Annotated in this window: 10 protein-coding genes; 5 read left to right on the forward strand and 5 right to left on the reverse strand. The window is 73.3% G+C overall.

Annotated features, from left to right (window positions below):
- Window positions 1-113: 113 nt before the first annotated feature.
- Both menD and B4K29_RS04415 read right to left on the reverse strand, forming a co-directional pair.
- Window positions 114-1,832 carry a 2-succinyl-5-enolpyruvyl-6-hydroxy-3-cyclohexene-1-carboxylic-acid synthase gene (gene menD, locus B4K29_RS04410; protein ID WP_286966474.1) on the reverse strand — a complete coding sequence of 573 codons (1,719 nt, stop codon included), beginning with the start codon at window positions 1,830-1,832 and terminating at the stop codon, window positions 114-116.
- On the reverse strand, window positions 1,829-2,848 hold the full coding sequence (locus B4K29_RS04415; RefSeq protein ID WP_286961476.1) for an o-succinylbenzoate synthase: 1,020 nt from the start codon (window positions 2,846-2,848) through the stop codon (window positions 1,829-1,831). The genes menD and B4K29_RS04415 overlap by 4 nt, the downstream gene beginning before the upstream one ends.
- A gap of 56 nt (window positions 2,849-2,904) precedes the next feature.
- Between B4K29_RS04415 and B4K29_RS04420 the strand changes: the two genes are divergently transcribed.
- On the forward strand, window positions 2,905-3,150 hold the full coding sequence (locus B4K29_RS04420; RefSeq protein ID WP_019286433.1) for a hypothetical protein: 246 nt from the start codon (window positions 2,905-2,907) through the stop codon (window positions 3,148-3,150).
- Window positions 3,151-3,207: 57 nt separating this feature from the next.
- Here the strand turns inward: B4K29_RS04420 and B4K29_RS04425 are convergent, their stop codons facing one another.
- Window positions 3,208-3,726: an NUDIX hydrolase gene (locus B4K29_RS04425; RefSeq protein ID WP_286966475.1), complete on the reverse strand. Its 519-nt coding sequence runs from the start codon at window positions 3,724-3,726 to the stop codon at window positions 3,208-3,210.
- A gap of 61 nt (window positions 3,727-3,787) precedes the next feature.
- Between B4K29_RS04425 and B4K29_RS04430 the strand changes: the two genes are divergently transcribed.
- Window positions 3,788-4,762, forward strand: coding sequence for a 1,4-dihydroxy-2-naphthoyl-CoA synthase (locus B4K29_RS04430; RefSeq protein ID WP_029211304.1), 975 nt, complete (start codon window positions 3,788-3,790; stop codon window positions 4,760-4,762).
- Between the two features lie 19 nt (window positions 4,763-4,781).
- Here B4K29_RS04430 and bfr read toward each other — a convergent pair whose 3' ends face one another.
- Complete coding sequence (gene bfr, locus B4K29_RS04435) at window positions 4,782-5,267, reverse strand: bacterioferritin (protein WP_019286436.1); 486 nt, start codon at window positions 5,265-5,267, stop codon at window positions 4,782-4,784.
- Complete coding sequence (locus tag B4K29_RS04440) at window positions 5,254-5,529, reverse strand: (2Fe-2S)-binding protein (RefSeq protein ID WP_029211305.1); 276 nt, start codon at window positions 5,527-5,529, stop codon at window positions 5,254-5,256. The genes bfr and B4K29_RS04440 overlap by 14 nt, the downstream gene beginning before the upstream one ends.
- A 289-nt stretch (window positions 5,530-5,818) precedes the next feature.
- Between B4K29_RS04440 and B4K29_RS04445 the strand changes: the two genes are divergently transcribed.
- The 3 genes from B4K29_RS04445 to B4K29_RS04455 all read left to right on the forward strand — a co-directional run bounded on the left by B4K29_RS04445 (window position 5,819) and on the right by B4K29_RS04455 (window position 8,611).
- Window positions 5,819-6,913, forward strand: coding sequence for a TerC/Alx family metal homeostasis membrane protein (locus B4K29_RS04445; protein ID WP_019286438.1), 1,095 nt, complete (start codon window positions 5,819-5,821; stop codon window positions 6,911-6,913).
- Between the two features lie 336 nt (window positions 6,914-7,249).
- Window positions 7,250-8,341, forward strand: a complete 1,092-nt coding sequence (locus B4K29_RS04450) for a transglycosylase SLT domain-containing protein (RefSeq protein ID WP_286961230.1) — start codon at window positions 7,250-7,252, stop codon at window positions 8,339-8,341.
- Between the two features lie 24 nt (window positions 8,342-8,365).
- Window positions 8,366-8,611, forward strand: coding sequence for a hypothetical protein (locus tag B4K29_RS04455; protein WP_286966476.1), 246 nt, complete (start codon window positions 8,366-8,368; stop codon window positions 8,609-8,611).
- Window positions 8,612-8,621 lie beyond the last annotated feature (10 nt).

Raw genomic sequence — 8,621 nt, forward strand, 5'->3', positions numbered from 1 at the left:
CTCCCCCCCACCACCCCACCAGCACCGCCGCCCCGCACCGCTGCCCCGCCAGATCGTGAGTGTTTCGTCCAAGAATGGTGGACGAAACACTCACGTTGTCGGGGCGGGGGCGATCAGGCCAGCGCGGCGGCGACGTTCGCCCGCACCGTGGCCCGGGCGCCCCGGACACCCGTGCGGGACAACGGGACCTCGACGACCCGTATGCCGGAAGCCTTGCGCCGCAACGCATCCCGCAGCGCCGGGATCGTGGTCACCCGCTCGTGCGCGACCCGGTGCGCGGCGCAGAGGGCGGCCAGGTCGGTGCCCGTCGGTGTGCCGAAGACGCGCTCGAACTGCGCTGCACGAGACGGGTCCCCGTGCTCGAGCGTGGAGAAGATCGCGCCGCCGTCGTCGTTGACGACGACGATCGTCAGCTCGGGCACCGGCTCGTGGGGGCCGATCAGCAGACCGTTGGCGTCGTGCAGGAAGGTCAGGTCACCCATCAGCGCCACCGTCGGACCGTCGCCGGCCAGCGCGAGACCCGTTGCGGTGGAGACGCACCCGTCGATGCCGGCCAGTCCTCGGGAGGCGACGACCGTCACGGGCGTCGCGAATCCCGCTGACGCCCAGTCGAGGTCACGCGCGGACTGGGACGAGCCGACGAACAGCGTTGCCGCGCCGGGCAGCTCGGCCAGCGTCTCGAGGACGGCGGACGCCACCGCCAGCCCGGACGGCTCGTCGGCCGCCCACAGCGGCGTCGCGGCGAGCCGCCGGCCGGCCTCGCGCCAGCGCGCGCTCCACTCCGCGTCCTCCGCAGAGCGCGGGCGGATCTCGGTGGCGGACAACGCCTCCCACGCGTGGACGCGACCGACGCGGGCGGAGGGATCCGGCCAGTCGGGGACCGGCGTCACGCACTCGACCCGATCGACGAGGCGCATCAGAGCCGCCACGTCGCGGGTCAGCGTGAGGCGCCCCACCACGAGAACCCGCGCCGGCAGATGGGACTCGAGCCACGGCCGGCAGGTCAGCAGGAGCGGACCGTGCGGCAGCACCGACGTCCGGTCCATGAGGCCGAAGGGCTCGGCCACCACAGGCCACCCCGCCGCCGCCGCGAGCCGGACCGCCTCGTCGGCCATCGCAGGCTCCGGGAGGTCGCCGAGCACCACGACGGTCCGGGGCACGTCGTCCACCCCCGCACCGTGGGGGATCCCCGGCGCCGTCCGTGACGCACGGGACGCGACCGCCGTCCACGGATCGCCGCCCGGCCGTCCCTCCAAGGACTCCGGCCAGTCGTGAGAGTCGTCCGGCGTCAACGGGTCTCGCAGCCCGACGTCCAGGTGCACCGGGCCGGCCCAGCCCGTGAGGGCCCCAGCCGCCGCGGCGCAGGCCCGCGAGACGGCGGAGCGCCATACGGCCGTCTGACCGGCCCGCCGCTCCGGGGCGGGGATCTCGTGCCGCCACCGCAGCGCCTCGCCGAACAGGCCCGGCTGCACCGTGGTCTGGTTGGCGCCCGTCCGCAGCAGCTCCGCCGGGCGGTCGCAGGACAGGACGAGCAGCGGCACGCCCGCGTGGTGCGCCTCGAGGACGGCGGGGTGCAGGTTGGCGACGGCGGTGCCGGAGGTCGTGATGACCGGGACGACCCGCCGGGACACCTTGGCCAGACCCAGCGCGAGGAACCCGGCGGACCGCTCGTCGACCCGCACGTGCAGCCGCACGCGACTGGCCCGGTCCGCGTCGTGCACGGCGTAGGCCAGTGGCGCAGAACGGGATCCGGGGCAGAGGACGACGTCGGTCACGCCGTGGCGGACCAGCTCGTCGACGAGGACCTCGGCGAGGGCCTGGGAGGGGTTCATGCCCCGATGCTGCCAGACGACGAGGCCAGCTCCGCATGGCACGCGGCGACCCGCTCCCGCCACCACCGCACCCGGTCCGGCGGCGCCGCGAGCGCCTCCAGCCGGTTGCGCGACACCTCCACCGGCCGTATGCCGAGCGCCCCGCCCCTCGGCACGAGGGGCGCAGCGGCGACGTCGCCGTCCAGCAGCGCGACCGTGCCCAGCCCGCAGGCGTGCTCGAGCGAGGGCAGCGCGGCGGCCAGGGCGACGCCGGCGCGGATGCCGACCGAGGTGTCGAGGGCGGACGACACGACGGCGGGCAGCCCGCACGCCTCGACGACGCCCAGGGCCGCACGCACCCCTCCGAGCGGGGCGACCTTGACGACGACCATGTCGGCAGCCTCGAGCCGGGCGACGAGCAGCGGGTCCTCGGCCTTGCGGATGGACTCGTCGGCCGCGACCGGCACGTCGATCCCGTTGCGGGCCAGGGCGATCCGCAGGGCGGCGAGCTCCTCGACGGTGGCGCAGGGCTGCTCGGCGTACTCCAGCCCGTGGCGTGACAAGGCATCCAGGGCCCACAGCGCGTCGTCGACGGACCAGCCGCCGTTGGCGTCGACCCGCACCCGCGCGTCCGGCCCCATCACCCGCCGCACCTCGGCGACCCGGGCGAGGTCGTCGTCGAGCGACTGGCCGCGCTCGGCCACCTTGACCTTGGCGGTCCGGCAGCCGTCGAAGCGCGCGACGACCCCCGCCACCTCACCGGCAGCCACCGCCGGGACGGTGGCGTTGACCGGCACGACCTCGCGCACGGGGTCCGGCCAGCCCACCCACGCCGCCTCGACCGCTGCGGCGAGCCAGCGCGCGGCCTCGCGGGGCTCGTACTCCAGGAACGGCGCGAACTCCCCCCACCCCGCCGGACCGTCGAGCAGCACGGCCTCACGGTGTGTCACCCCGCGGAACCGTGCGTGGAGGGGGATCGTGACGACAGACATCTGTCCGAGCAGCTCGTCGAGGGCTGGCAGCACGCGGGTCGGCATACGACCCATCATCCCCCGCCTGCGCCCCGAGCCGTCCGAGAGGAGCCGACCGCCTCATGGCCTTCGTGATCGTCCTGGCGATCCTCACCCTGGTGGCCGGGTATGGCGCCGCCCGCCCGAACGACCTGTGGTTCCAGCACTACGCGGGGAGGTTCGCACGCGCCCGTGCGGCCCGTGCCGGCGAGCCGGAGCACGCGCGCCGGCGCCTCACCTACCTCGTCGTCGCGGCGATCTGCGCCGTCCTGCTGGCGGTCAGCGCGTGGGCGCTGTGGCAGGCCGGGCAGCCCACGCCACCGTCCTGACCCCCGTCCAACCCCGGTCGATGTGCCTACCTCAGGTCGTCACATCCGCCCGGCGCGCTAACCCCGGCGGACGTGACGACCTGAGGTAGGTCCGAGGAGGACGTCGGACGGGTCGTCCAGCGCCACCCGCACCCGGTCCCCGAAGTGGTCCCGCATCGGCGGCACGCCCTCCCGCACCCCGCGCACCGGCCACCAGCGCGCCTCGAGGTTCTCGTCGTCGCCGACCGCCGGCTCCCCCGACACCCACCGCAGCCGGAAGGTGTGGTCGACGTACTGCGCCTGGTCACCGTTGGCGTGCCGCACCGGCTCCGTGGTCGACACCCACACGAGCCGCTCGACCGCGGCGACGACGGACGCCTCCTCCTGCACCTCGCGGACGGCCGCCTCGTGCACCTCCTGGCCGGGCTCGACGATGCCCGTCACGGGGCTCCACTCGTCGGTGTCGGCGCGCCGCACCAGCAGGACCTCCTGCTCGTCGCCCTCCCCACGCAGCACCACGGCGGTCACTCCGGTCAGCCACAGGGGTGCGTGACCGACGTGGCGGCGCAGCTCGACGATGAACTCGGGGATCGGCATACCTCCACCGTATGCCGCCCGCGGGCCGCCGCCATCGGACCGCGCGGCTATCCTCGGGTCCGTGAGCGCCCTGGACTTCGTCAGCGAGACCTTCGACCCCGCCGAGTGGGCGGAGGTGGAGGGCTTCGGCTTCACCGACATCACCTACCACCGCCGCGTGGGCGGCCCGTCCCGCAGCGCCAACGGCGTGGTCCGCATCGCGTTCGACCGCCCCGAGATCCTCAACGCCTTCCGGCCGCACACCGTCGACGAGCTCTACCGCGCGCTCGACCATGCGCGGATGACGCCGGACGTGGGCGTCGTGCTGCTGACCGGAAACGGCCCCACGCCCCGCACCGGCCAGTCGGCCACCACCGCCGGCTGGGCCTTCTGCACCGGCGGTGACCAGCGCATCCGTGGCCGCAGCGGCTACCAGTACGCCGTCGAGGGCAGCACCGACGAGACCGCCGCCGCGGTGGACGAGGCGCGGGTCAAGGCCGCCGGCGGGCGGCTGCACATCCTCGAGGTGCAGCGCCTGATCCGCACCATGCCCAAGGTCGTCGTCGCCGTGGTCAACGGCTGGGCGGCCGGCGGTGGTCACAGCCTGCACGTCGTCTGCGACCTCACGATCGCCTCGCGCGAGAACGCCAGGTTCAAGCAGACCGACGCCGACGTGGGTTCGTTCGACGCCGGCTACGGCTCGGCCTACCTGGCCAAGCAGGTCGGGCAGAAGTTCGCCCGCGAGATCTTCTTCCTCGGCCGGCCCTACACCGCCGAGGACATGCACCGGATGGGTGCGGTCAACATCGTGGCCGACCACGCCGACCTGGAGCGCGAGGCGCTGCAGGTGGCGACGGAGATCATGGGCAAGAGCCCGCAGGCGCAGCGGATGCTGAAGTTCGCCTTCAACCTGACCGACGACGGCCTCGTCGGTCAGCAGGTGTTCGCCGGTGAGGCGACGCGCCTGGCCTACATGACCGACGAGGCCGTCGAGGGGCGGGACTCGTTCCTGGAGAAGCGCGACCCGGACTGGTCGCCCTTCCCGTGGTACTTCTGACCGCTGCGAACGGCGAGCGTCAGGGTGCCTCGCCCGGAGCGAGCTGCATCGCGAGGTAGTTCTCGACGCCGGTGCGGGCGACCGCGTCCAGCTGGCCCTCGAACCAGTCGGCGTGGGTCTCCTCGTCGCGCGCCATCTCCTCGAAGATCGAGGCCGTGGCGTGGTCGCCGAGCGCGTGGCACTCCTCGGCCGCGCCGTTGAACTGCGCGACGGCGGCCACCTCGCTGGCCAGGCCGAGCCGCAGCATCTCCTCGGCGGACTCGCCGATGCTGATCGGGTTGAGGCGCTGCACGTTGGGGTGACCGTCGAACATCAGGATCCGCTCGATGAGCTCGTCCGCGTCCTTCATCTCGCCGATCGACAGGTCGTAGAACACCTTGCCGAGCTTGGGCAGGCCCCAGTTGTCGAGCATGCGCGCGTGCAGGAAGTAGGTGTTGACGACGGTGAGCTCGAAGGTCAGCGCCTCGTTGAGGAGCTCGATGATCCGTGGGCTACGCGGCTGCATGTGAATCCTCCAGGGCCGATTGGACGGACGCGAGACGCGCGAACTGCGGCGTCAGTGCGTGCTCGAGCGTCAGCCTAGCGCCGACGGGCTCGAACGTGTCCTCCCGGAACCTCTGGAGCAGCGATCGCACCGCCGGGACGCACCCGCCGCACACGGTGCCGGCGCCGGTAGACCGGCAGATGGCTCCGAGGGTGGGCACCCCTGCCGCGGCGACATCGAGGATCTCGGTGTCGCGCACGATGCGGCAGTGGCAGACGATCATGTCGGCAAGGCTAACCTCAGTTAGGCCATCCTCACCAGAGGATGTGGACGAGATCACACCGCCGTCGCGAGCTGCTCGCGAGCCCCTCCCGAGCCCTCCCGAGCCTCCGGACATCCAGGGAACGCCCAGGGCCGGCGCCTAGGGTTGCTCGCCGAGGGGAGTACTTCCCAGTCCCGATCCGGTCATTCCGGCGGCCACGTCAGACGGCGGCCTCGGACGGGGGCCCGGCGCCTGGCGCGGGTGAAGGAGACCTCAGACCGCCATACGACGATCTGAGGAACCCCATCTCATGCTGACCCTGTCCCTGCCGTATGCCGCCGCGCCCGCCGCGAGCCCGGCCGCCGCCACGGGCGGTGCCCTCGACAGCATCGGCACCCCGATGCTGTGGGCCGTGACCCTGGGCGCCGTGCTGGCGTTGTTCGCGCTCGACTTCCTGCTGACCCGCAAGCCGCACGCCGTCTCCATGCGCGAGGCGATCGGCTGGTCGGCGTTCTACATCGCGCTCCCCCTGCTCTTCGGCGCCTGGGTCTGGACCCAGCACGGGTCGCAGATCGGGATGGAGTACTACACGGGCTACCTCGTCGAGAAGTCGCTCTCGGTCGACAACCTGTTCATCTTCATGCTCCTGCTGGCGGGCTTCGCGGTCCCCAAGGAGCTGCAGCAGCGCGTGCTGCTCATCGGCGTCGCCGGGGCCCTGGTCCTGCGCGGCATCTTCATCGCCCTCGGCGCCCAGCTGATCGCGAGCTTCGACTGGGCCTTCCTGCTCTTCGGGATCATCCTGCTCGTGACGGCGGTCAAGGTGGCGCGTGACGCGATGAGCGACGCCGAGCACACCCCCGTCGCCGAGATGCCGGTCGTCCGGCTCATCAACCGCGTGTGGCCGGTCACCGGCGACTATCGCGGCACCCGGATGACGGTGCGGGACGCCGGGCGCCGCGCCCTCACCCCGCTCGCCGTCGTCACCCTCGCCGTGCTCGGCACCGACATCATCTTCGCCATCGACTCGGTGCCCGCGGTCTACGGCATCACCGGCGACCCCTACCTCGTCTTCGCCACCAACGCCTTCGCCCTGCTGGGCCTGCGCGCGCTGTACTTCGTGCTCGAGGGCGCGCTGTCCCGCCTCGTGCACCTCGGCCACGGGCTCGCGATCATCCTGGGCTTCATCGCCGTCAAGCTGATCCTGCACTGGGCCCACGGCATCTGGCCGCGCGTCCCCACCGTGCCCACCGCCTGGTCGCTGGTGTTCATCGTGGCGGTGCTCGCGATCGTCACGGTCACGAGCCTGCGAGCCACCCGGGACCGGGCCACCGGTGACGCCGACGACGAGTCGCGCAACGGCGCAGACGATGTGGGGCAGGACGAGCAGGTCGCGCAGCGCCACTGACGGCTGCAGATCGCAACTAGTTCACCCGGATGGGCGTTGCCCAGGTCACACAGCTGTGCTCGGTCGATTCGGACCACCGAGTCCGGAGCGTTATGGTAGCGAGAGCGTGCCTCGCCCCGAACGAGTCAGCACGCGCCCCGCGTCGGCCCATCTCATGCGTGCTGGCGCCCTGGCGGCCCCGTCCCCGGCCTCACGGCCCCGGCGCCGCTGTGCCCGCAGCATCGCAGCACCTGACCGCCGCCCCCTCCCTGATCGGCCCCCATGCGTCATCACCCTCGCCATCGCGCCTCCGCGCGCCGTCCGTCCACCCCCGGCCTCGTCGCCGTCACCCTCGCCGTGGCTGCCACCACCGCCGTGGTGACGACCGACATCTCCGGCCAGGCCCCCGCCGCCTCGGCGGTCGAGGCGGCGCCCGCGCCGTCCTCCCGCCCGGTCGTGCAGGCGGCGCTCGCCGCGCGCGACAAGGACACGGCGTCCCGCTCCACCGCACGCTCGGCCCTGCCCGCAGCCACGGTCTCCCGGCTGCTGCGGCCCGTCGCGGTGCCCGGTGCACTCCTCGCGGCCCGGCCCATCGACAGCGCCACCACCCGCACCGCCAAGGCCGGTCTCGCGTCCGCGCGCACCGCCGAGGCCCGCACCCGCGCCACGCTGCAGCAGACGCACGCCGAGGCCACCGCGGCTCACCGCGCCTGGGAGCAGACCGTCGAGGCCCAGACCCGGTCCGTGGCCTCCGCCGCCGGCGGGCGTCCCGCCACCGAGGCAGCCACCGCGCCGCTCACCCCGTCCGCCGCTGCCGCCGCCATCGCGGTGCCGGCCGTGCGCGCCGAGACCGCCACGAGCCTGGCCGACGACCGACGCACGACCGCCGACGCCGCGCTCGCGGACGCCGTCGAGGCCCAGCAGCGCGCGCTCGACGCCCTCACCGCCGCCCGGACCCAGGCGACCACCCTCACCGACGCGGACACGAGGCGCGCGGTCGCCGACGGCTCGTTCGTCGTCCTGGCGGACGGCCGGGTCGTGCGCACCGTCCGCCCCGGCACCCCGGTCATCGGCAACGGGCACACCGTGTCGCCGCAGCTCAGCCGCCAGATCGGCGAGGCCCTCGGGCTGCTCTACGCCAACGGCTACCCCCAGGGTGCGCAGGACGCGGAGAACCTCGCGATCATCATCTACAACGAGTCCGGCGGTGACGTCGGGGTCGTCAACACCTACGACCGCAACGCCGCCGCCGGCATGCCGTCGTTCGGCCTGATGCAGACGATCGGCCCGACCTTCGACGCGTTCGCGCTGCCCACGCGCACGGAGCGCAACGACCCGGTCGCCCAGATCATGGCGGGGGCCCGCTACGCCCAGGCGACATACGGCGGTCTTGCCGGGGTCCCCGGGGTCAAGAGCCTTCGCGGCGGCGGACCTTACCGACCGTACTGACCCGACTCGACCTAGGCTGGTGCCATGGCACTGGGTGATCGACTCAAGGACAACCTGGCCGGCGCGGCGCGCATGGCCGCCCACCTCGCGACGGGGCCGCTGCACAGCCACGAGCGACGCACCTGGGGCGCCACCCCGGACGAGGTGTCCGCGACGCTCAGCGGCGACGAGCTGATCGAGGACCACGACTGGCGATCCACGCGGGCCATCACGATCTGGACGACCCCCGACCGGGTCTGGCCGTGGCTCGCCCAAATCGGGCTCTCCTGACTGATCCGTG

Source organism: Arsenicicoccus sp. UBA6765 (genome assembly GCF_002453335.1).
GTDB lineage: Bacteria > Actinomycetota > Actinomycetes > Actinomycetales > Dermatophilaceae > Arsenicicoccus > Arsenicicoccus bolidensis.